The following is a 20,938-nucleotide window of genomic DNA, read 5'->3' on the forward strand; positions in this document are numbered from 1 at the left end:
ATCAACAGACCGGTTTCGGGTTCGCGCCCAGCTCCTCGAGCGAGGCGACGTACTCCTCGTAGGCGGCTTCGATCGCCCCGCTGGCGGCCTCGAGGGCGCGCTCGCGGTCGGTCTCGTCGGGACAGACCTCCTCGAGCAGATCGGTCGCGCGCTCGAGCTGGCCGTCTAGGTCGTCGCCGAACTCGCGGAACAGCCCCGCCGTCTGGGGGTCGGCGTCGCCGACGAAGTAGCCGACGATCTGGCTCTTCGAGCGCTGGCTCGCGAGGATCCGACCGATCAGCGCGCCGGTTCGCTCGACGGTGTCTTCGCGGTCGCGCAGGTACTCGTGGAGGTTCGGCACCGTCTCTGGCTCGTAGTCGTCGAGTTTCTCGTCGACGGTTTCGTAGTGGTCACGCTCCTCGGCGGCCGTCGCCTCGAAGGCCTCGCGGGCGTCGTCGTCGTCCTCGTCGTCGGCCCAGGCCTCGAAAGTTCGCCAGGCGGCGTGCTCGGCGTCGGCCGTCGCTCGCAGGACGGGTTCGGTGTCGATCTCGCCCCCGGTGTCGGCGTACAGCGACTTCGAGGAGCCGAGTCGGGAGAGTTCGGTTTCGTTTTCGGCGCGGACGGTCTCGAGGAATTCCTCGGCGTCTGTCATCGAACCACGGTTCGTTCGGAGACGGGTTATGCCTGCCGTTACCGACAGCCGCGACCCGCCTCGAGGGGAGCCGTCGCTCCCGGAATCGATCGAACGCGAGAAAATCCGCAGCGCGGGCCGACCGCGACGCGTCGGTTACTCGCCGGTCTCGACCGGGGCGTTCACGAGGTTGCCCCACTCGGTCCAGGAGCCGTCGTAGTTGACGGCGTCCTCGTAGCCCAGCAGTTCGTGCAGGGCGAACCAGGCGACCGACGAGCGCTCGCCGATCCGGCAGTAGGCGATGGTCGTCTCGTCGCCGTCGATTCCCTCCTCGGCGTAGAGCTCCTCGAGCTCGTCGCGGCTCTTGAAGGTGCCGTCCTCGTCGGTCACCGCGGACCACGAGATGTTCCTCGCGCCGGGGACGTGGCCGCCGCGCTGGGCGGTCTCTTGCATGCCCGCGGGGGCGAGGATCTCGCCGGTGAACTCCTCGGGCGAGCGGACGTCGACGAGCGGGACGTTGCGTTCGATCGCCTTCTCGACGTCGTCGCGGTAGGCGCGGATCGTCTCGCGCGGGCCGCCGGCCTCGTAGTCGGTCTCGGGGAACGACGGGACCTCCTCGGTCGTCGGGTAGCCGTTCTCGAGCCAGTACTCGCGGCCGCCGTCGAGCAGGTAGACGTCGTCGTGGCCGTAGTACTTGAACTGCCAGTAGGCGTAGGCGGCGAACCAGTTGGCGTTGTCACCGTAGAGGACGACCGTCGAGTCCTCGGTGATGCCGTGGCTGCCGAGCAACTCCTCGAACTCCTCTTTGTCGAGGATGTCCCGTCGGGTCTGGTTCTGGAGCTGCGTCTCCCAGTTGAACCCGATCGCACCGGGGGCGTGTTCCTCGTCGTACGATTCCGTGTCGACGTCGACCTCCACGAGCCGGAGTCCGGGGTCGTCGCTCTGGAACTCCTCGAGTCGATCCTCGACCCAGTCGGCCGTGACGAGTGCGTCGGTCGCGTAGTCGTTCGTTGCCATACCCGATCCGTGGCGTTCCGTCCACATAGGCCCGAGCTAACCGGTCAATTCGGTCGACGCTCGACTTTCGAGGATTATATTGCCTCTTTTCTCCCGTCCCCGAGCGCGGCGGCGAAGGCGATCCGTCGTTCGCCCGTCGAACTCGGCGGCGGCGGCGGCGTTCGATCGGACGGTGCTGCAAGTATTGCCACGATCTCGGTACGCCGGGGAGACGTGCCGGAATCGGAGTCTACTCGGGCGCCCCGCAACAGGTCGAAACCGATGGACGAATCCGTCGTCGTCTCGCCCGACTGGCTCGCGACCCGGCTCGAGGACCCCGACGTCGCGGTCGTCGACGTTCGAGACGCCTGGGAGTACGACGGGATCGGTCACGTGCCCGGCGCCGTGAACGTTCCCTTCGACAGCTACCGCGACGAAACGGGACCCGACCCCGGGACCCTCCCCGGACGGGAGGCGTTCGAGGAACTCCTCGGCGAGGCCGGCATCGAACCCGAGGACACGATCGTCGCCTACGACGACACCCACGGCGTCTTCGCGGCCCGGTTTCTCCTCACCGCGAGGGCGTACGGCCACGAGGACGCGCGCCTGCTCGACGGCGACTTCAGCGCCTGGAACCGCGAGCGCGAGACCGACGCCGAAACGCCGATCGTCGAGCCGACCGCGTACGCGGCCGACCCCTTCTCGTTCGACCGGAGTCCGCTGATCGACCGCGCGGGCGTCGAGGCCGCCCTCGAGGGCGACGCCGTCCTCGTCGACACCCGCGACCCCGAGGAGTACGCGGAGGCGCACCTCCCCGGAGCCGTTCGACTCGACTGGCGCGCGGCCGTCGACGACGAGACCCGCCGCCTGAAACCCGCCGCCGAGCTCGAGGCGCTGTTCGCCGACCGCGGGATCACCCGCGACCGGGAGATCGTCCTCTACTGCAACACCGCCAGGCGGATCAGCCACACCTACGCGGTCCTCGCGGCGCTCGGGTACGAGACCGTCTCCGTCTACGAGGGGAGCCTGACGGAGTGGCTCGCGGCCGACGGCGAGATCGAGACCGGGTCGACCGCGTAGCCGGCCTCAGACGGTCCCGCTCGAGGCGTCGGGCAGGGTGAGTCGAAACGTCGTCCCCTCTTCCGGATCGGGCTCGATCCAGATCTCGCCGCCGTGGCGCTCGACGACCCGCTGACAGAGCGCGAGTCCGATCCCGGTTCCGGCGTGGGCCTCGTGGCTGTGCAGCCGTTCGAAGACGTCGAACACCCGCTCGTGGTCGTCGGGTTCGATCCCGATACCGGCGTCGCTGACCGAGATCACCCACCTCCCGTCGCCCCGGGAGACGGACTCGCCCCCGTCGGGCGTCGAGCCGGATGCGGTCTCCCGGTCGGCCGTAATCCGTACCGTCGGCGGCTCGTCGCCGCTGTACTCGACGGCGTTCTCGAGCAGGTTCTGGAACACCTGCCGGAGCTGGTCGTCGTCGCCCTCGACCCGGGGGAGCGAGCCGATCGACACCGTCGCCTCGGTCTCCTCGAGCCTGAACTGCAGGTCGTCGACGACGTCCGCGAGGACGGTCTCGAGGTCGACGGGCTCGAAGGGATCGCCCCGGGTCTCGACCCGGGAGTACGCGAGCAGTCCGTCGATCATCTCGCGCATCCGGTCGGCGCCGTCGACGGCGTACGCGAGAAACTCTCGGGCCTCGGCGTCGAGGTCGTCGTCGTAGCGCCGTTCGAGCAGGGAGAGGTAGCTCGAGACCATCCGCAGCGGTTCCTGCAGATCGTGGGAGGCCGCGTAGGCGAACTGCTCGAGCTGCTCGTTCGAGGCCTCGAGGCGCTCTCGGTAGCGCCGTCGCTCGATCTTGTACCCGACCCAGTTCGCCAGCAGCCCGACGAAGGTGCGCTCCCAGTCGGAGAACCCGCCGGGACAGGGCTCACGGTCGTAGAAGCAGAACGTCCCGTACACCGAGCCGTCGACGAAGATCGGCGTGCCGAGGTAGCAGGCGACCGCGGCCGCCCCGTTCGCGACCCCGTCGGCCGGCTCGGGCGCGTCGGGGTCGGCCCCGACGTCCTCGATCGCGACCGTTCGTCCGGCGTCGACGACGCGCTTGCAGTTCGTCCGGTCGAGGGGCACCGTTCGCCCCGCCTCGAGGTCGGTCCCCTCGGCCGCGTCGACGGCCTCGAGGGTGTACTCGTTGGTCCGTTCCTGAACCGACGACAGCGCTCCGCACTCGGTGCCGAGCGTCTCGCGGACGATGCTCAGTAGCACCTCGATCTGCTCCGAGAGCGGTCGGTTCGCATCCGTGAGGGCCTCGTAGGCGTCCTGGAGCGCGCGCTCGCGCCGGCGGAGCTGGTCCTCCCGGCGGACCCGGTCGGTCACGTCCCGGAAGTGGACCGTCACGGCCGTCTCGTCGGGATAGACGCGCAGTTCGTACCAGGCTGCCAGCGAGTCGAAGTACTCCTCGAACCCGAGCGACTCCTGGGTCTCGAGGGCGTGTTCACAGCCCTCACGAACCGTCGCTCCGACCCCGTTCGGAACCGCCTCCTGTATCGCCGTTCCGCGGAGCTGCGCACCGCTCGCGTCCAGTACCCGCTCGGCGCCGGCGTTACAGAACGTGATCCGAAACTCCCCGTCGAGCGCGAGCACCGCGTCGGTGATCCGCTCGTAGGTTCGCGCCGCCCCGTCGCTGCCCGGGGTCGTCGACCCCGATCGTTCACCCATTTTGGATACGTAAGGGGCATCCGATAAATAAATCACTCGTCACCGACGTCGCGCCAGTCCGGCGCCGTCGAGTACGGCCTCGAGGATAGCTCGTCGAACGCCGCGTAGACGACCTCCGAGAGCGCGGGGTGGACGTGAACCGAATCCGCGACGTCGTCGACGGTGCCGCCGCCGTCCATCGCGACGACGACCTCCTGGATCAGCGTCGGCGCCTCCGGGCCGACGACGTGACAGCCCAGGATCTCCCCATCGGGCGCCGCGAGGACCTTGACGAACCCCTCGTCGGGGTCGAGGATCAGCCCGAGCGGCGCGGCGTCGTAGCTCACGCGGACCGACTCGTACTCCCGGCCGTCCTCCTCGAGTTCCCCCTCCGTTCGGCCGACGCTTGCGACCTGCGGTGAGGTGAAGACCGCGTGGGGCATCGCCCCGTAGTCGACGGTCCGCTCGACTGTCTCGAGCACGTTCGTCGCCACGATTCGGGCCTCGTAGTCGGCCGCGTGCTTGTAGGGTTCGTCGCCGAGAACGTCGCCGAGCGCCCAGATCCCGTCGACGCTCGTCTCGAGGCGCTCGTCGACCTCGACGTACCCGTCCGCGTCGGTCTCGACGCCGGCGTTCTCGAGGTCGAGCGCGTCGGTAGTGGGACGTCGGCCGGCCGCGACCAGAACGTCGTCGGCCTCGAGCTCGACCGCGTCGCCGTCCCCGCCGTCGTCCGACGGCTCCGCGATCACGCTCACCCGATCGCCGTCATCGCGGGCTTCGACGGCCTCGTAGCCCGTGTAGAGTTCGCAGTAGCGCTCGAGCCCGTCGGTCACCGCGGCGCTGACGTCGTCGTCCTCCCGCGGAACGAGCTGCCCGCTCCGGCCGACGATCGAGACGTCGGCGCCGAGCGCGCCGAAGAAGTAGCCCAGTTCGGCCGCGATGTACCCCCCGCCGATCACGACGAGCTCGTCGGGTCGCTCGTCGAGGTACAGGGCGTCGTCGCTGGTGAGAACGTCGACGCCCTCGAGGCCGTCGACCGGGGGCATCGTCGGGCGACCGCCGACCGCGACGACGATCGTCTCGCCGCGGATCCGTTCGCCGTCCCCGTCCGCGGGAGCGCCGTCCCCGTCCGCGACGGGGTCGATCGCTACGGTGCGCTCGTCGACGAACCGCCCCTCGCCGCGGTAGAGCGCGACGTTTTCGGCCTCCTCGAGCGACTCGGCCTGTCGCTTCGCTTTTCCGAAGACCGCGTCCTCGATCGACGACGTGATCTCTCCGTAGGCGACGTCCTCGAGGGATGCGTCGACGCCGAACCGTTCGGCGCGGCGGATCCCGTCGACGACGTCGGCCCGGTGGATGAGCGCCTTCGAGGGGACACAGCCACGCGTGATGCAGGCGCCCCCGAGCGGTCCGGGTTCGATCACGGCCGCCTCGAGGCCCTCCTCGGCTGCCGCGGTGGCTACCTGGCTTCCCGACCCGCCGCCGATGACGACGACGTCGAACTCGTCCATATCACATACACGACCACGCTACCCACCGTAAAACGGGAGGCTGCGTACGAAACGGGGCGCTCCGGCGCTACAGCCAGTCGTCGCCGGTGTCGTCCGACTGCCCGTCCGCGTAGGTTGCGACCGCGTCCGCGAGGTTCGCGATCGCTTCCTCCTCGGTGGGGCCCTGGCTCGAGACCCCGGTCTCCTCGTCGTCGGCGATGTAGAAGCCGTCCTCGGCGCGGACCGTGACGTCGGCGTCGGCCAGAGCGGGATACTCGTCGGCGTCGATGTGCGGGTTCGTCGGCATACCCGAACGTTGTCGGCGGGCGGCTGAAATACCCTCCGACGCCGCGGTTCGAACCGTCGGCCGTCCTCGAGGCGCGTCAGTACGCACTCGACGACAGCGCGCTGCCGCACGGTCCGGGATCGCCGAAACGGGGTTCGGTCGATCGGAAGCGCTGGCGGTCGAGAAAAAGCCTTTAACGCCATCGCCCCGTACACCGGGCAAATGGTACTCGACGATCTCGGCACTTCTCTGCGGGGCACGCTGGACAAACTCCGCGGGAAGTCACGCGTCAGCGAGGAGGACATCGGGGAGATCGTCAAGGAGATCCAGCGCTCCTTGCTCTCCGCCGACGTCGACGTCTCGCTCGTGATGGAGCTGTCGGACAGCATCGAACGGCGCGCGCTGGAGGAGGAACCTCCGGCGGGAACCCCGGCCCGGGACTTCGTCCTCCGGATCGTCTACGAGGAGCTCGTCGACCTGATCGGCGAGTCGACCGACCTCCCCCTCGAGGAGCAGACGATCCTGCTGGCTGGCCTGCAGGGGTCGGGGAAGACCACCTCCGCCGCGAAGATGGCCTGGTGGTTCTCGACGAAGGGGCTTCGCCCCGCCGTGATCCAGACGGACACCTTCCGGCCCGGCGCCTACGACCAGGCCAAGGAGATGACCGAGCGCGCGGAGGTCGACTTCTACGGCGATCCCGACGCCGACGACCCCGTCGAGATCGCCCGCGAGGGCCTCGAGGCGACCAGCGAGGCCGACGTCCACATCGTCGACACCGCGGGGCGACACGCCCTCGAGGACGACCTGATCGACGAGATCGAACAGATCGAGGGCGTCGTCGAGCCCGACACCTCGCTGCTCGTGCTCGACGCGGCGATCGGGCAGGGCGCGAAAGACCAGGCCCGCCAGTTCGACGAGTCGATCGGCATCGACGGCGTCGTCATCACCAAACTCGACGGGACCGCCAAAGGCGGAGGGGCACTGACGGCGGTCGACCAGACCGACTCCTCGATCGCCTTCCTGGGAACCGGCGAGGAGGTCCAGGACGTCGAGCGGTTCGAACCCGACGGCTTCATCTCGCGGCTGCTTGGCATGGGCGACCTCGGCCAGCTCGCCGAGCGCGTCGAGCGGGCGATGCAACAGACCGACATCGAGGACGACGAGGAGTGGGACCCCGAGGATATGCTGACGGGGCAGTTCACCCTCAACGACATGCAAAAACAGATGGAGGCCATGAACAACATGGGTCCCCTCGATCAAGTGATGGACATGATCCCCGGCTTCGGCGGCGGGATCAAGGACCAGCTCCCCGACGACGCCATGGACGTCACCCAGGAGCGCATGCGCACGTTCAGCGTCATCATGGACTCGATGACCGACACCGAAAAGGAGTACCCCAAGGCCATCGGCGCGAGCCAGATCGAGCGCATCGCCCGGGGTTCGGGCACCAGCGAGGAACAGGTCCGAGAGCTGCTCCAGCAGTACAAGATGATGGAACGCACGATCAAGCAGTTCCAGGGGATGGGCTCGGACAAGGAGATGCAACGGATGATGCAACAGATGCAACAGGGCGGCGGTGGCGGCGGAATGGGCGGTATGGGCCCGTTCTGAGCGCGTTCCGTTCCCGAGCGCACCGACCCCGCTACCGAGACGAGCGGGCGACCGTCGCCGGAATCGACTCGCCCGTCTCAGGGGTCGACCGGTCGGCCGTCCTCGGTCGGCGGCGCGACGCGGTCGACGTAGCTCTCGAGGTCCGGCTCCCGGACGCGGACGCGGACGGCGATCTCTCCGAGCTCGTCGGGCTCGCCCACCGAGAAGTTGACGCGGTTCTCGAAGGCCGCCTGTTTTTTCAGCGCGAAGCTGAACGCCTCGCCCTCGCGGTTCGCGAAGAACTCCCCGCGGGCGGTGTCGAGGATCTCCTGGCGGTGTAACAGCTCCGAGAGATGCTCGAGCGAGTGGGCCTCTCCCCTGATCTCGCCGAACTCCTCCTCGAGGTCGGCGTCGGGAAAGACGTTCGCAACGGCGTCGGCGACGCGGCTCGTTACCTCGGTGTCGTAGACCGGCGCGGTGATCTCGACGTCGACGCTGTAGATCTCGGTCATGGTCGTTCGGCCTCGGATTCCGGTTCGTCGATCGGCTCCGTTTGCTCGCGGACGAGTCGGCGGATCCGCTCGCGGAACGCCTCGAGCGATTCGGTGTTGTCGACGACGACGTCGGCACGGTCCATCGCGTCGTCCATCCCGAATCCGCGCTCGCGCTCGTCGCGCTTCTCGAGGGGCTCGCCGCCGTCGTTCGCGCCGGCGTCCCGCCCGCGCGCGTCGATGCGTTCGGCCCGCACGTCGAAGGGGGCTTCGATGCTGACGAGCGTAAACGCCTCGCCGAACCGCTCCTCGAAGGCGTCGACCTCGACGCCCGATCGGATCCCGTCGACCAGTACGGCGTCGTGATCCTCGAGACGGTCGTCGATCATCGGCAGCGAGCGCTCGGCGATCGCCGCCGGACCGTTCTCCTCGCGAAGCGCCTGGGCGACGCCGCCGTGGTCTTTCGCGGGATCTAACCCGCGGTCGGCCGTCTCCTGGCGGACGACGTCGCCCATCGTCACGACGGGGACTCCTTCCTCTCGCGCGACGGTGGCGGCCTCGCCCTTGCCGCTTCCGGGCAGTCCCACCGTTCCGATGACGTGCATCGATCGAACGTACCGTCGAGACGTGCATAAGGCCTGTGTTCGTCGCTCACTGCGTCGACCCGCGGGGTCGCGGCCCCTCGGTTGCTTCTCCCACAACCTCGTTATGTATCGCCATATCGAACCGAAACGAGCCGATTTCGGATCACAGACCGCTCGTAGCCCCCGAAACGACGCTCTCGATTCGACCGCTCGACTCGGCTCGACTACCGGCGGTGCTTTCGGTTCTGAAACGGCGCCCGCGATCACAATCTCTCGTTTGCCGCGGCTCCGTCTGTTCAGAACTCGAGCAAATCGAGAGCAATCGTCGAAACGGAACGTGGCTGTTATTTACTGACTCGAATTTGGCAACGGCTGCGTACTATGACAGCAATCGATAGACGGCGATTCACGATGGCGGCCGGCACCGGACTGATCGCGGCGATCGCGGGCTGTTCGGACGGCGGGACGGACGACGAATCCGAGAACGGAGGGGACGAGTCCGAAAACGGGATGGACGAAAACGGAATGGACGAATCCGAGAACGGAATGGACGACGAGACCGAGAACGAAACGGACAACGAGTCCGAGGACGGCGGACTCGGCGAGGACAACGAGACCGAGAACGAAACGGACAACGAATCCGAAGACGGCGGACTCGGCGAGGACAACGAGTCCGAGAACGGAATGGACAACGAGTCCGAGAACGGAATGGACAACGAGTCCGAGGACGGACTCGGTGACTGATAGCCCCGCCGACTACCCGGGAATCTCGCGTACTCCAGCCCGAACGCGGGTGGCTCGCGGCTCCCGCTCGAGCGGAGCGACGGGGTATCGGATCGTACGGTTGCGAAGCGCCTTGGCGACGTGATCGGACGGGACGAGAGCCCGCTTTCGAAGAACGGGTTTCGGTCCCCGATTGCGCCACCGGCGAATCCCAACCGCTTATACCGTTCGACGGACGACTCGTACTCGAGGGCACGTAGCTCAGTCCGGAAAGAGCGTCGGACTTCTAATCCGACGGTCGTGGGTTCGAATCCCATCGTGCCCGTGCAACGAGCCGCGGAGCGACGAGCAAACCGGCACGCGGGATTCGAATCAGGGAGCAGCCCGCTGCGACCGCGGTTCGAATCCCACCGTGCCCGCTGATTCTGCGACGGTCGTGTCCGTTTGACCGATCGGAGCCCGATCTTCGCACGCCGAGTGCGAGAACGCCGACGCGACCTGACCGTCCCTCGAGACGGCGCCTCGCCGTCAGTTGTCTCGACTGTGCAGGCCGCCGATACAACCCGCTCGAGTCGCTGTCACGAATATGGACGAACCGATCGCAGACGCGGACACGTTCGCCGAACAGGCCAGTCGACGCGCGGCGACCGAGCGGGAGGCCATCGAGTGGGCCGTCGACGAACTCGCGGCCGCGATCGACGAACGCGGAATCGATCTCGAGCCGCTGCTCGAGTACGGTCGGCGGAGCCGCGAGAGTCTGCCCGACCGTCACCGCCGGGCCTACGAGGCGATGGCCGCGGAGCTCGATGTCGATCCGGCAGTCTACGACGCGTACGTGTTCGCGTACTCCGAGCTTTGCGAGGAACTGGCCGACGGGAGGGGACGCTCCGAGAAGAACCCGAAAGGGTGTACGAACGTTCTCGTCACCCGACCGACGGTCGACTCGGAACCGTCAACAGACGCCGGATCGACGACCGGAGGGCCGCTCGTACTCAAGAACCGGGACATCGCCGGTCGGGGATCCCGTCCGAAGTCGATCGTCGAACAGCCGCCGATCGGCGACTACTACGGGTTCCTGACCGTCGACACCTGCGGAACGATCTCGATCTTCAAGGGGGTGAACGACCGGGGGCTGGTCGCGGCGAACACCTACATCGACAGCGAGCGAGACGACGTCGAACCCGAGGACCAGCTCCGGAACGGGACCGTCATCCGGATCGTGTTAGAGGAGTGCGCCACCGTCGAGGACGCCCGGTCGCTACTCGAGTCCGTACCGACCCGACGCCTGTGCGGACAGACGCTGTTTCTCGCGGACGAAACCGACGCCGTCCTGCTCGAGATCGACCCGGTCGCCGAGCGGATCGGCGTCGACGACGCGGCCGTCGTAACGCGAACGAATCACTTCGTACTCTCGGAGTCGACCGAGACGGAGAGTTCGATCGAGCGCCGGGACCGGGCCCTGTCGCTGCTCGAGGACGCCGACCAAATCGATCGGGACGATCTGTGGGAGCTCGCGCGGGATCACGAGAACGGCCCGGGAGACGACTCGATCTGCCGGCATCCGGAACCCGAGACGGACGAGCCACACGCGTTCGGTCAGCTGACGACCGCGAGCGCGGCCGTTCTCGAGGGCGGCTCGCCGACGATCGAGGTCGCGATGGGCAACCCCTGCAGGGCCGACCGCACGCGGTGTTCGTTCGGCGACGAGATCCCGACCGATCTTCGAACGGGGCGCCGGTGGCTCGATCGTCGATGACCCTCGCCGCTCGACGCGGAGCTCGCGTCGCTCAGGCTCGGACGCGTGCCCGTTCGAGGTCGGCCTCGAGTCGACGCGCCGCCTCGAGTCGGAGCCGCTTCGCTCGGCGTTTCGCGAGCCGCGAGTCGGGGAGTCGATCCGCGAACGGCTCGTAGGCCCCGGGGGAGAACCCGAGTTCCCGCAGGTAGCCGCTTACGCTCGGGCTCTCGAGTCCGTCGTGGACCGCTGCGTCGGTGACCGATTCGACGGTTCCGAAGTCGGGAAGCGTCAGCTTCCCGTCGGCGGCGTCGGTCGCGGACTCGGCGCCGTCGACGACGGTACCGCGGGCGTCGGCGTGTGCGACGATCGATCGCACCGTCTCGGCCAGCCGGAGCACCTCGCTCGGCAGGGCCGCGTCCGGCGAGCGCCACTCGACGGTCGGCATCGCCTTCCGCAACCGAACGGGGGTCCAGACCGCGTCGTAGGGATCGAACTCGTCGTCGAAGCGAGCCGGTTCGACGCCGCGGTCGAGGGCGCGCTCGCGGAACCCGTCGTAGGCGTCCTCGAGTCGCCGTTCCCAGTCGGCGACGCCGTCGACGTAGGGCCAGAGCTGGCCCTGTTCGGGGCAGGCCTCGTAGCACGAGCGCCGGTAGAGGTAGGGACGCGCACACTCGACGATGCGCTCCCCGCGGTAGTGCGACGAGCTGTTGAGGAGGACGAACGCGGGATCGATCGCCGTCAGGGCGTTGAGCTGAGCGGCGACGTTCGATTGCTCGAAGTGCATGTGCGTGCCGGCACAGATGCGGGCGTCGTCGAACGTCGGTCCCACGATCCGGCGCTGGAGATCGGTCCCGCGCTTTTCCCGGTACGGAACGTCCGCCGGCGAGGCGTACAACGGGGTCGCGAGCGGAACGAGTCGCTTGTCCCGGTCGCGTGCCGCGTCCACGACGCGTTCGATCTCTCCGAGGAACTCCTCGCGGAGCTCGGCCGTCGACGAACAGGGCGTTGTCTTGATTTCGAGCATCGGCTCGACGAACTCGGGATCGACCTGATCCGAGACGTCGAGCAGTGTTTCGGGTGGTACCAGATCGCCGCCGTCGTCGACGACCCAGTACTCCACCTCGAGGCTGGTTTTCATAGATGTCTCCGTTGAGCTGCGGTATCGTCCGACCGTCGGGCGGATCGCCGTCGGGTCGTCGCTGCAGTCGAACGCTATCGATCGAACCGCGAGCCGGCGTCCGATTCTTTCTCTCCGGATGACGGGGTATGCCGCTCTCGGGTGAAGCGCTTGAGCCTGCACGCGACGGGCCTTCGACTCTCGACGAACGCCGGTGCAGGCGTACGGACTCCATGCCGTCGATACTGGGGTCGTCCCGTCTCGTCGGTGCGAGGTTCGACAACCGAAGGCGGCAAAGAGTCGACCGCGACCGGGCGGCAGTGGCGACGAGCGAACCGGCGACGGCTCGACTCCGACGAGAGGTGTCGCTTCGGCGGACGATCGCACGACCGTGATGGTTGGATCGGGTCTTATCCAGTTGCAGCGCTTACGGACAACCGTGACCGCAGCCAGCCCGACCAGACGCCGCGTGCTCTCGCGTCTCTGTCTCGCGGCAGGGACGCTGCTCACCGCCGGATGCGTCGGATCGGGCGACGACGCGGACGACGAGGACGAAGCGCCGATCGTCGACGCCGCGCGCTCGCTCGAGAACGACACCGACCCCGAGACGTGGCGGGACGTCTCGGAGATCCGCCTCGACGCCTACGTCGGCGGCTGGGTCGGCGTCGAACCCGCCCACGTCGACCGCGTCGAGAACCCGACGCTGGTGCTGTTCGCGGATCGATCCTACGAGATCACGATCGAGAACCGCGACAACGTGAAACACAACCTGGCGATCTGGGACGCCGACGGCGAGCGCGTCGGGGAGCACGCGACGGACGTCGTCGTCAACACGGGGACGACCGAAACGCTCGCGTTCACGGCGACCGAAGAGATGGCGATCTACATCTGCGAACACCAGCCCCGGATCCAGCTCGGCGACCTCGAGATCGTCGCCGAGTGAGCCGGACCGCGGCTCGCGGTCGCTCACCGAACGATAGTCACCGGTACCGGCGCCCGCCGGGCGATGCGCTCGGCGACGCTGCCGAGCAGGACCCGGGAAACGCCCTCGCGGCCGTGGCTGCCGATGACGATGTGGTCGATGTCGTGTTCCTCGGCGAAGGAGACGACCTCGCGTTCGGGTTTGCCGACGGCGGTCTCGGTCCGGAACTCGACGTCTTCGGTATCGATCTCCGCCGTGGCGTCCGCGAGTTCGCTCGCGGCCTTCTCCTCGCGGTCCCGCAGCGCCTCCTGCAGGAGGTTGATTCCGGCCTCCGTGGAGCCGTCCGCGGCCTCGACGACCCGCAGCAGGACGATCTCCTCGTCGGCGTGAGCGTCGAACGCGTACTCTACCGCCTTTCGTGCCGGCGCCGAACCGTCGTATGCGACGAGTACCGTCATACGATCCCTACCCGATTCGACGTTATAAACGCGATGCACGAACCGTCTTCGCGGGTCCTCGTCCGACGTCCGAACTTCGCCTCGAGCGTGCGTGCGGGAGTCGCGAGGGCACCGCTTCGACTCGAGGCGGTTTAGTCGTCGAAGCCCTCCTCGAACCGGAAGGTGCCGTTTCGCTGGACGACCTCGCCGTCGATTTCGATGCGGGAGTCGCTCCAACCGTTTTCCGCTCGGGTCGCCGGAGGCGACCACTCGCGCAAAACCGTTGATGGAAAAGCCGCTCGCTCCCGTCGGTCGCTCGCGGTACTACGCTTCGAAGCCGTCCTCGAACCGGAAGGTGCCGTTCCGCTGGACGACCTCGCCGTCGATCTCGATGCGGGAGTCCTCGCTCATGTCGACGATCATGTCGACGTGGACGGCCGATTCGTTCGCCTCGTTGCCCTCCCCGACGGTGTCGTCGTAGGCTCGGCCGACCGCCATGTGGACCGTGTCGCCCATCTTCTCGTCGAACAGCATGTTGTAGGTAAACCGGTCGATGTCGCGGTTCATCCCGATCCCGAGCTCGCCCAGTCGGCGGGCGCCGTCGTCGGTCTCGAGGACGTTCGTCAACACGGCCTCGTTTTTCGCCGCCGAGTGCTCGACGACCTCGCCGTCCTCGAACTCGAGGAAGACGTCGGTGATCTCGCGACCCTGGTGGTACAGCGGCATGTCGAACAGTACCTCGCCCTCGACGCTGTCGGGGACGGGCGCGGTGAAGACCTCCCCGCCGGGGAGGTTGTGCTCGCCGTGGTCGTTGAGCGTCGGGTTGCCCGCGATCGACATCGTGACGTCGGTCGTCTCGCCGCTGACGATGCGGATCTCCTCGCCGTCGTCCATCAGCTCGACCATGTTTTCCTGGTGGTCGCGCTGGGCCTCCCAGTCCTTGTTGACGGCGTCCCAGACGAACCCCTCGTAGGCCTCGGTGCTCATCTCGGCGAGCTGGGCGTTCGCGGGCGCGGGGAACTGCGTGAGACACCACCGCGTCGAGAGCCGTTCCTCGAGGATCGGCTGGCGGGCCTGTCGGGAGGCCGCCTGCGTCTCGGGGTCGACGTCGCTCGTTTGCGTGACGTTGTCGCTGGCCCGGATCGCGACGTAGACGTCGGTGTTTTCGATGAGCGCGAGCTCGTGGTCGGGCGTCTCGAACTCGTCGTCGGAGGCGCGGAGGTAGGCCCGTCGCAGGCGCTTTCCGGTTCGCTGACTGGTCGCGACGGGGTTTGCGCCGCGGTCGCCGATCACCTCGTGGAGGGCGACGGCCAGGTCCTCGGCGACGGGGTGAGCGTCGACGACGACGTTGTCACCCTCCTGGAGGTCGACGGAGTGGTTCGCGATGATCTCGGCGTGTTCGCGGATGCGCGGGTCCATGTGACACAGATCTTGCCACGCCGGAATACCGTTTTCGAATCGAAATCCCGGCGCCGATCGGCCGTCCCGGGCCGTCGGGCGATCGCGCCGGAAATCGAGGGGTCCCACGGCCGACCCCGAGGGGACCGCGCCTCGAGAGCGGCGGCTATTTGGCGGATCGTCGGCTACCCGGACCCATGATCGATCTGCGCTCGGATACGGTGACGAAACCCGACGAGGAGATGCGGGAGGCCGCCGCCGCGGCCGCGGTCGGCGACGACGTCTACGGCGAGGACCCGACGGTCAACGACCTCGAGGCCCGCGCGGCCGAGCGGGTCGGCACGGAGGCTGCGCTGTACGTGCCGACCGGAACGATGGGCAACCAGATCGCCGCGCGAGTCCACACCGAGCGGGGCCAGGAGGTACTGGCCGATCGCAAGAGCCACGTCGTCAAGTACGAACTCGGCGGGCTCGCCCAGCTCGCGGGACTGCAGGTGCGGATGCTCGACGCCGACCCGCGGGGCGTGCCGACGCCCGAGCAGGTCGACGCGAGCTACGTCGCGGAGGACCTGCACCGTCCGGGAACCGGTTTGCTCTGCCTCGAGAACACTCACAACGCCCGCGGCGGGCTCGCGATCGCACCCGGGAAGATCGAAGCCGCGGTCGACGCCGCACACGACCGCGGGGTTCCGGTCCACGTCGACGGCGCGCGGATCTTCAACGCCGCGACGGCGCTCGACGTTCCCGTCACTAGGCTCACCGAGCCCGTCGACTCGGTCATGTTCTGTCTCTCGAAGGGGCTGGGCGCCCCGGTCGGCTCGATGCTCGCGGGCTCCGAGGAGTTTATCCAGCGGGCTCGCCGGGTCCGCAAGCTGTTCGGCGGCGGGATGCGTCAGGCCGGGATCGTCGCCGCGCCCGGGCTTTGCGCCCTCGAGAACGTCGACGGCCTCGAGACCGACCACGAGAACGCGCGCCTGCTGGCCGACGGGCTCGGCGAGATCGACGGCCTCGACGTGCAGGACCCGGAGACGAACATCGTCCTCGTGGACGTCTCGGGGCTCGGTTTGACCAGCGAGGACGTCCTCGAGCGACTGGGCGAGGACGTTCGGGCGTCGGCGTTCGGCGAGACCACGCTCCGATTCTGTACGCATCGCTGCGTTTCGCGGGACGACGTCGAGAAGGCGGTCGATCTGGTCGGCGAACGCCTCGAGTAACTTAGCGTCCCTCCATCCCGTCGCGGAACTCGAGGACCGTGCGCCGCAACAGGAGGTACGTAAAGAAGATCAGTCCGAGCAGGATCAGGACGATCGCGATGATAACCGGATCGTCGGGGAGGAAACCGAGCATACTCGAGCCGTACAGCGCGGGTCCGCAAAACCGTTTCGGCGTTTTATTTCTTATACACCAACGGTGTAGTATTCGGTGGCGACTCCCCGCATCTTCCGGCGACGGCCGCGTCTCTCACCCGCTGTCTCCCTCGTCGGCCTCGTCGATCGATCGCCTCCGACGATCCGCTCGCACTCACGCCCGGACGTCGATGGTCTCGAGGACGGTCCCGTCGGGCTGGCGGAGCTCGCCGACCAGCCCGTCGCCGTCGCGCTCGAGGACGGCGAATCCCGGTCGGTTACCGCGGGGCTGGGCGTGGCTGCCGGGATTTATGAGGACCGCGTCGCCGGCGTCGACGACGGTCGGTCGGTGGGTGTGACCCGAGACGACGACGTCGGCGTCCCGCGAGCGACCGAACATCGCCAGCCCGGTTGCCCCGCCCTCGCGGCGGTGGGTGACGGCGAACCGAGCCCCGCCCGCCTCGACGACGCGGGCCGTCGGCAGCCGCTCCCGGACCGCCGCGCCGTCGGCGTTGCCGTGGACGGCAAACAGCCGCGAGCACTCCGCTCGGAAGGCCTCGAGCGCCGCCACGCTCGTGAAGTCGCCGGCGTGGATCACGGTGTCGGCCGTCCGGGCCGCCTCGAGGGCCTCGCCGGTGAGTTCGTGGCCGTCGCCGCTGTGGGTGTCCGCAAAGATCGCGATCATGGTCGCCCTTCGGGAGTCCCCGTCAGGTTCCTTTCGGTGTCGGCGGCGCCGTTTCGGACCGCGCGCCCTCGGCGGGGTACCCGGATCTAGAACGGCTCACACTTTAACCCCGACCGTCCGTACTCCCAGTCGATGGCCAGTAGTACCTCCGTCGTCCTCGCCGCGCTGTTCGCGAACGGTGCGATCGCGGTGTTGAAGTTCGGCGGCTTTCTGTTGACCGGAAGTCCCGCGATGCTTTCGGAGACGTACCACTCGATCTCGGACACGGGCAACCAGGTCTTCCTGCTGATCGGCATCAAGTACGGCGCGCAGGAGGCCACCCGGAGCCACCCGTTCGGCCACGGGAAGGCCCAGTTCTTTTACAGCCTGCTCGTCAGCGTCATGCTGTTCGGGATCGCCGGCTGGGAGAGCGCCCGCCACGGCTACGACGCCCTGCGAGAGGGCGGCGTCCACCGGGCCGGCGGGGACGTCACGCTGCTCGGGGCGACGTTCGATCCGGTGTACGTCAACTACGCCGTCCTGCTCGGGGCGATCGCCTTCGAGACCTACGCGTTCTGGAAGGCCTATCAGGGGATCACCGCCCAGATGGACGAGTACGGCTGGGAGACGTTCCGCGAGGCGTTTCGCAAGACCAGCGACGTCACGACCCTGACCGCGCTCACCGAGGACACCATCGCCCTGGCGGGGGCGGGGATCGCCCTCCTCGGCGTCTACCTCACGCGGACCACCGGGAACCCGGTGTACGACGCCGGCGCCGCGCTCGTCATCGGACTGATGTTGATGGGGTTTGCGATCGCACTCGCCTGGGAGAACAAACGGCTCATTCTGGGCGAGAGCCTCCCCGAACCGGCCGAGGACGAACTTCGCGCGATCGTCGAGGGCGCCGACGGCGTCGCCGATCTCGTCGACTTTCGGACGGTCTACTTCGGCCCCGAGGACCTGCTCGTCACCGCCGACGTCTCGTTCGATTCCGAACTCGACTCGGATGCCATCGACGCCCGGATCACCGAGATCGAACGGGCGCTCCGGGACCACGACGATCAGGTGGGCAAGGTCTACATCGAGCCGGCGGCGTAGTCCGTCACTCCTCGCCGGCGTCGCCGCCGGCGTAGACCGCGACGATCGTCGTCCCCGGGGGGCGATCGCCCAGCGTCGCCGACACCGTCGTCTCCTCGAGGTCGACCGTCGACTCGAGGCGCGTCCAGCCGTCGCCGTCGTCGACGGCGATGGCGACGTCGGTCGGGCTCGCACCGGGAGGCAGCGCCGACGGATCGTACACGAGTTCGATCCGGAACGCCTCGACGGCCCGCAGCTCCTCGAGGCCGACGAGCTCGATCGAGTCCGCGAGCGCGGTCGCCGTCGGATCCCGGGCGCTGCGATCGAGGCCGAACGCGTCCGGGACGACGCCCGCGACGACCTCGGCGCGGGCGCCCGCGCGATCGAGAGTGTACTCCGCGACGTCGCCGGAATCGTAGCCGGGGATGGCCATACGCGAGGCCAGGCCCTCGAGGGGTATGTCGCTGTAGCGCGCGCACGCCGGCTGTGGGTGTCTTTCCCACGGGACGACCGCGGTCGGCGTCTCCGATTCCGACGTCGTCGCCGGGGTCCGAGACGAATCCTTTTATCGCAGCGGGAACCACGTCACTACCGTGTCCGAGACAGACGGGTACATGCGATTCTTCCCGTACGAGCGACCCTACGAGAACCAGCGCGAGGCGATGGACCGCATCTACAACGCGCTGGTTCGGGACCAGGACGTGCTCTTCGAGGGTGCCTGCGGGACCGGAAAGACCCTCTCGTCGCTGGTGCCCGCCCTCGAGGTCGCCCGCGAGCGGGACAAGACCGTCGTCATCACGACCAACGTCCACCAGCAGATGCGCCAGTTCGTCGAAGAGGCCCGGGCGATCACCCGCGAGGAGTCGCTCCGGGCGGTCGTGTTCAAGGGGAAGGGGTCGATGTGTCACATCGACGTCGGCTACGAGGAGTGCCAGACCCTGCGTGACAACACCCGCGCGGTCGTCGACGCCGAGCGCGACCGCGAACAGTTAGAGCGCCGCCAGCGGGAGCTGCTCGCCGAGAGCCAGGAGGGAAGCGACGGCTCCGCGGCCGACGCTCGCAGCGCGGTGATGGACGAACTCGAGAACATCGAGGACCGGCTGGAGGATCTCGAGGAGAAGAACGTCTGTGACTACTACCGGAACAACCTCACGCAAGATACCGACGACTTCTTCGCCTGGCTGTTCGACGACGTCCGCACGCCCGAGGAGATCTACGAGTACGCCGAGACGCGGGAGTTCTGTGGCTACGAACTCCTGAAGGAGGGGATCGAGGGCGTCGATCTGGTCGTCTGTAACTACCACCACCTGCTGGATTCGACGATCCGCGAGCAGTTCTTCCGCTGGCTCGGCCGCGACCCCGAGGACGTCATCGCCGTCTTCGACGAGGCCCACAACGTCGAGGACGCCGCCCGCGAGCACGCGACCCGGACCTGCTCGGAGCGCACCTTCGATTCGGCGCTGGACGAACTCGCCGACAGCGACGACCCCCGGGCCGAGGATGCGACCAACGTCCTCTCGGCGTTTCACCGCGCGCTGGTCGAGACCTACGAGGACTCGTTCGGTTTCGGCGACCGAGAAGGGATCGGCGAGAACTGGGCGGACGTCCCGATCGCCAACGAGGACCGCCGCGACGAGCTCACCCTCGAGTTCCTCCGGCGGTACTCGGGGCGGGGGATCGACGACGACCTCGAGGCGGCGATGGCGCTCGGCCAGGAGCTAGACGAGGAGTACGAGGAGGCCTACCGCGAGGGCGAGACGGCCACGCGAACGGAGTGTCAGACCCTGCAGGCGGCCGGCTTCGTCAGCGCCTGGATGGACGAGGGGACGAAGGAGGGGTTGTACCCCGTCGTCTCCGTTACGCGAGACGCCGGCACCGACGAGATCTACGGCCGCGCGGAGCTGTACACCTGTCTCCCCCGTCAGGTCACCGGACGACTGTTCGAGGAAGTCTCCGCGACGATCCTGATGAGCGCGACCCTGCAGCCCTTCGACGTCACCGAGGACGTACTGGGTCTCGAGGATCCGATTTCGATGGCCTACGGGCTCGAGTTCCCCGAGGACCACCGCCGCACGTACGCCGTCGAGACGCCGCCGCTGTTCTCCTCGGACCGGGACGACCCCGCCGTCCAGGAGATCGTTACCGACGCGCTCGACGACGCGGTCCGAATGACCGCCGGCAACACGCTGGCTTTTTTCCCGAACTACGGCGAGGCGAGCCGCTACGCGGAACGGCTCGAGCGCCGCGAGTCGGCGACGGTCTACCTCGACGAGCCGGGCGTCGCCGTCGAGGAACTCCGACGGGAGTTCGTCGCGGACGACGGCGGCGTCCTCTGTACCTCGCTGTGGGGCACCCTCGCGGAGGGGGTGAGTTTCGACGGCGACGACGCCCGGACGGTGGTGGTCGTCGGCGTCCCCTACCCTCACCTCGACGACCGGACCGAGGCGGTTCAGGAGGCCTACGACGCCGCCTTCGAGGGAACCGACACGGGCTGGCGGTACGCCGTCGAGATCCCGACGGTCCGCAAGACTCGCCAGGCGCTCGGTCGGGTGCTTCGCTCGCCCGAGGACATCGCGGTGCGCGCGCTGCTCGATCGGCGCTACTCGAGGGAGGCGAAGTCCGATCTGGGCAAGTACAGCGTCAACGGAACCTTCCCCCACGAGGAACGCGAGGAGCTGCTCGACATCGAGCCCTCGAAGCTCAAGTTCGCGATGCTGAACTTCTACGGCGATCACGGCGCCTACGAGGGGGATCCGCCGGCACCGTAGGCGACCG

At 68.0% G+C, this 20,938-nt stretch carries 21 protein-coding genes and 1 tRNA gene; 9 read left to right on the forward strand and 13 right to left on the reverse strand.

Features of this window, described 5'->3' with window-relative positions:
- Nucleotide 1 precedes the first annotated feature (1 nt).
- Together C492_RS05895 and C492_RS05900 are read right to left on the reverse strand one after the other, a co-directional pair.
- The gene (locus C492_RS05895) at nucleotides 2–631 is read right to left on the reverse strand and encodes a hypothetical protein (RefSeq protein ID WP_008421380.1); all 630 of its coding nucleotides are present in this window, start codon (nucleotides 629–631) and stop codon (nucleotides 2–4) included.
- Between the two features lie 135 nt (nucleotides 632–766).
- Complete coding sequence (locus C492_RS05900; protein WP_008421381.1) at nucleotides 767–1,627, reverse strand: sulfurtransferase; 861 nt, start codon at nucleotides 1,625–1,627, stop codon at nucleotides 767–769.
- 261 nt (nucleotides 1,628–1,888) lie between these two features.
- Here C492_RS05900 and C492_RS05905 point away from each other — a divergent pair, with 261 nt between their 5' ends.
- Nucleotides 1,889–2,686 carry a sulfurtransferase gene (locus C492_RS05905; RefSeq protein ID WP_008421382.1) on the forward strand — a complete coding sequence of 266 codons (798 nt, stop codon included), beginning with the start codon at nucleotides 1,889–1,891 and terminating at the stop codon, nucleotides 2,684–2,686.
- Between the two features lie 6 nt (nucleotides 2,687–2,692).
- Here C492_RS05905 and C492_RS05910 read toward each other — a convergent pair whose 3' ends face one another.
- The 3 genes from C492_RS05910 to C492_RS05920 all read right to left on the reverse strand — a co-directional run bounded on the left by C492_RS05910 (nucleotide 2,693) and on the right by C492_RS05920 (nucleotide 6,100).
- Nucleotides 2,693–4,324 carry a sensor histidine kinase gene (locus C492_RS05910; protein WP_008421383.1) on the reverse strand — a complete coding sequence of 544 codons (1,632 nt, stop codon included), beginning with the start codon at nucleotides 4,322–4,324 and terminating at the stop codon, nucleotides 2,693–2,695.
- A gap of 32 nt (nucleotides 4,325–4,356) precedes the next feature.
- Complete coding sequence (locus C492_RS05915; protein WP_008421384.1) at nucleotides 4,357–5,814, reverse strand: dihydrolipoyl dehydrogenase; 1,458 nt, start codon at nucleotides 5,812–5,814, stop codon at nucleotides 4,357–4,359.
- A 67-nt stretch (nucleotides 5,815–5,881) separates the two neighbouring features.
- Nucleotides 5,882–6,100: a type II toxin-antitoxin system HicB family antitoxin gene (locus C492_RS05920; RefSeq protein WP_008421385.1), complete on the reverse strand. Its 219-nt coding sequence runs from the start codon at nucleotides 6,098–6,100 to the stop codon at nucleotides 5,882–5,884.
- Nucleotides 6,101–6,301: 201 nt separating this feature from the next.
- Between C492_RS05920 and C492_RS05925 the strand changes: the two genes are divergently transcribed.
- On the forward strand, nucleotides 6,302–7,690 hold the full coding sequence (locus C492_RS05925) for a signal recognition particle protein Srp54 (protein WP_008421386.1): 1,389 nt from the start codon (nucleotides 6,302–6,304) through the stop codon (nucleotides 7,688–7,690).
- A gap of 77 nt (nucleotides 7,691–7,767) precedes the next feature.
- Here C492_RS05925 and C492_RS05930 read toward each other — a convergent pair whose 3' ends face one another.
- Together C492_RS05930 and C492_RS05935 are read right to left on the reverse strand one after the other, a co-directional pair.
- Nucleotides 7,768–8,181, reverse strand: a complete 414-nt coding sequence (locus C492_RS05930) for an RNA-binding domain-containing protein (protein ID WP_008421387.1) — start codon at nucleotides 8,179–8,181, stop codon at nucleotides 7,768–7,770.
- Nucleotides 8,178–8,765 (reverse strand): AAA family ATPase, encoded by a 588-nt coding sequence (locus C492_RS05935; RefSeq protein ID WP_008421388.1) that lies wholly within the window; start codon nucleotides 8,763–8,765, stop codon nucleotides 8,178–8,180. The genes C492_RS05930 and C492_RS05935 overlap by 4 nt, the downstream gene beginning before the upstream one ends.
- A 360-nt stretch (nucleotides 8,766–9,125) precedes the next feature.
- Here C492_RS05935 and C492_RS05940 point away from each other — a divergent pair, with 360 nt between their 5' ends.
- From C492_RS05940 to C492_RS05950, 3 genes are all read left to right on the forward strand, one after another.
- Complete coding sequence (locus tag C492_RS05940) at nucleotides 9,126–9,488, forward strand: hypothetical protein (RefSeq protein WP_083898743.1); 363 nt, start codon at nucleotides 9,126–9,128, stop codon at nucleotides 9,486–9,488.
- Nucleotides 9,489–9,717: 229 nt separating this feature from the next.
- Nucleotides 9,718–9,792 (forward strand) — tRNA-Arg (locus C492_RS05945).
- Nucleotides 9,793–10,053: 261 nt separating this feature from the next.
- On the forward strand, nucleotides 10,054–11,223 hold the full coding sequence (locus C492_RS05950; RefSeq protein ID WP_008421390.1) for a C45 family autoproteolytic acyltransferase/hydolase: 1,170 nt from the start codon (nucleotides 10,054–10,056) through the stop codon (nucleotides 11,221–11,223).
- A gap of 31 nt (nucleotides 11,224–11,254) precedes the next feature.
- On the opposite strand, the gene C492_RS05955 is transcribed toward C492_RS05950, so the two are convergent.
- The gene (locus C492_RS05955) at nucleotides 11,255–12,340 is read right to left on the reverse strand and encodes a glutamate-cysteine ligase family protein (protein ID WP_008421391.1); all 1,086 of its coding nucleotides are present in this window, start codon (nucleotides 12,338–12,340) and stop codon (nucleotides 11,255–11,257) included.
- A gap of 418 nt (nucleotides 12,341–12,758) precedes the next feature.
- Here C492_RS05955 and C492_RS05960 point away from each other — a divergent pair, with 418 nt between their 5' ends.
- Nucleotides 12,759–13,262, forward strand: a complete 504-nt coding sequence (locus tag C492_RS05960; protein ID WP_049892778.1) for a cupredoxin domain-containing protein — start codon at nucleotides 12,759–12,761, stop codon at nucleotides 13,260–13,262.
- Nucleotides 13,263–13,285: 23 nt separating this feature from the next.
- On the opposite strand, the gene C492_RS05965 is transcribed toward C492_RS05960, so the two are convergent.
- Nucleotides 13,286–13,699, reverse strand: a complete 414-nt coding sequence (locus C492_RS05965) for a universal stress protein (RefSeq protein WP_008421393.1) — start codon at nucleotides 13,697–13,699, stop codon at nucleotides 13,286–13,288.
- A gap of 303 nt (nucleotides 13,700–14,002) precedes the next feature.
- A complete protein-coding gene (locus tag C492_RS05970) occupies nucleotides 14,003–15,097 on the reverse strand; it encodes an aminopeptidase (protein WP_008421394.1) in 1,095 nt (364 codons plus the stop codon).
- A gap of 176 nt (nucleotides 15,098–15,273) precedes the next feature.
- Between C492_RS05970 and C492_RS05975 the strand changes: the two genes are divergently transcribed.
- Nucleotides 15,274–16,290, forward strand: a complete 1,017-nt coding sequence (locus C492_RS05975; protein ID WP_008421396.1) for a threonine aldolase family protein — start codon at nucleotides 15,274–15,276, stop codon at nucleotides 16,288–16,290.
- Between the two features lies 1 nt (nucleotide 16,291).
- Here C492_RS05975 and C492_RS25510 read toward each other — a convergent pair whose 3' ends face one another.
- Nucleotides 16,292–16,423: a DUF7859 family protein gene (locus C492_RS25510; RefSeq protein ID WP_008421398.1), complete on the reverse strand. Its 132-nt coding sequence runs from the start codon at nucleotides 16,421–16,423 to the stop codon at nucleotides 16,292–16,294.
- 174 nt (nucleotides 16,424–16,597) lie between these two features.
- The gene (locus C492_RS05980; protein WP_008421400.1) at nucleotides 16,598–17,107 is read right to left on the reverse strand and encodes a metallophosphoesterase; all 510 of its coding nucleotides are present in this window, start codon (nucleotides 17,105–17,107) and stop codon (nucleotides 16,598–16,600) included.
- A 132-nt stretch (nucleotides 17,108–17,239) separates the two neighbouring features.
- On the opposite strand from C492_RS05980, the gene C492_RS05985 reads away from it, so the two are divergent.
- A complete protein-coding gene (locus C492_RS05985) occupies nucleotides 17,240–18,184 on the forward strand; it encodes a cation diffusion facilitator family transporter (RefSeq protein ID WP_008421403.1) in 945 nt (314 codons plus the stop codon).
- A gap of 4 nt (nucleotides 18,185–18,188) precedes the next feature.
- Here C492_RS05985 and C492_RS05990 read toward each other — a convergent pair whose 3' ends face one another.
- Nucleotides 18,189–18,596 carry a hypothetical protein gene (locus tag C492_RS05990; RefSeq protein ID WP_008421405.1) on the reverse strand — a complete coding sequence of 136 codons (408 nt, stop codon included), beginning with the start codon at nucleotides 18,594–18,596 and terminating at the stop codon, nucleotides 18,189–18,191.
- Between the two features lie 160 nt (nucleotides 18,597–18,756).
- Here C492_RS05990 and C492_RS05995 point away from each other — a divergent pair, with 160 nt between their 5' ends.
- Nucleotides 18,757–20,931: an ATP-dependent DNA helicase gene (locus C492_RS05995; protein ID WP_049892782.1), complete on the forward strand. Its 2,175-nt coding sequence runs from the start codon at nucleotides 18,757–18,759 to the stop codon at nucleotides 20,929–20,931.
- Nucleotides 20,932–20,938: the final 7 nt, after the last annotated feature.

It is taken from the genome of Natronococcus jeotgali DSM 18795 (assembly GCF_000337695.1).
Taxonomy (GTDB): domain Archaea; phylum Halobacteriota; class Halobacteria; order Halobacteriales; family Natrialbaceae; genus Natronococcus; species Natronococcus jeotgali.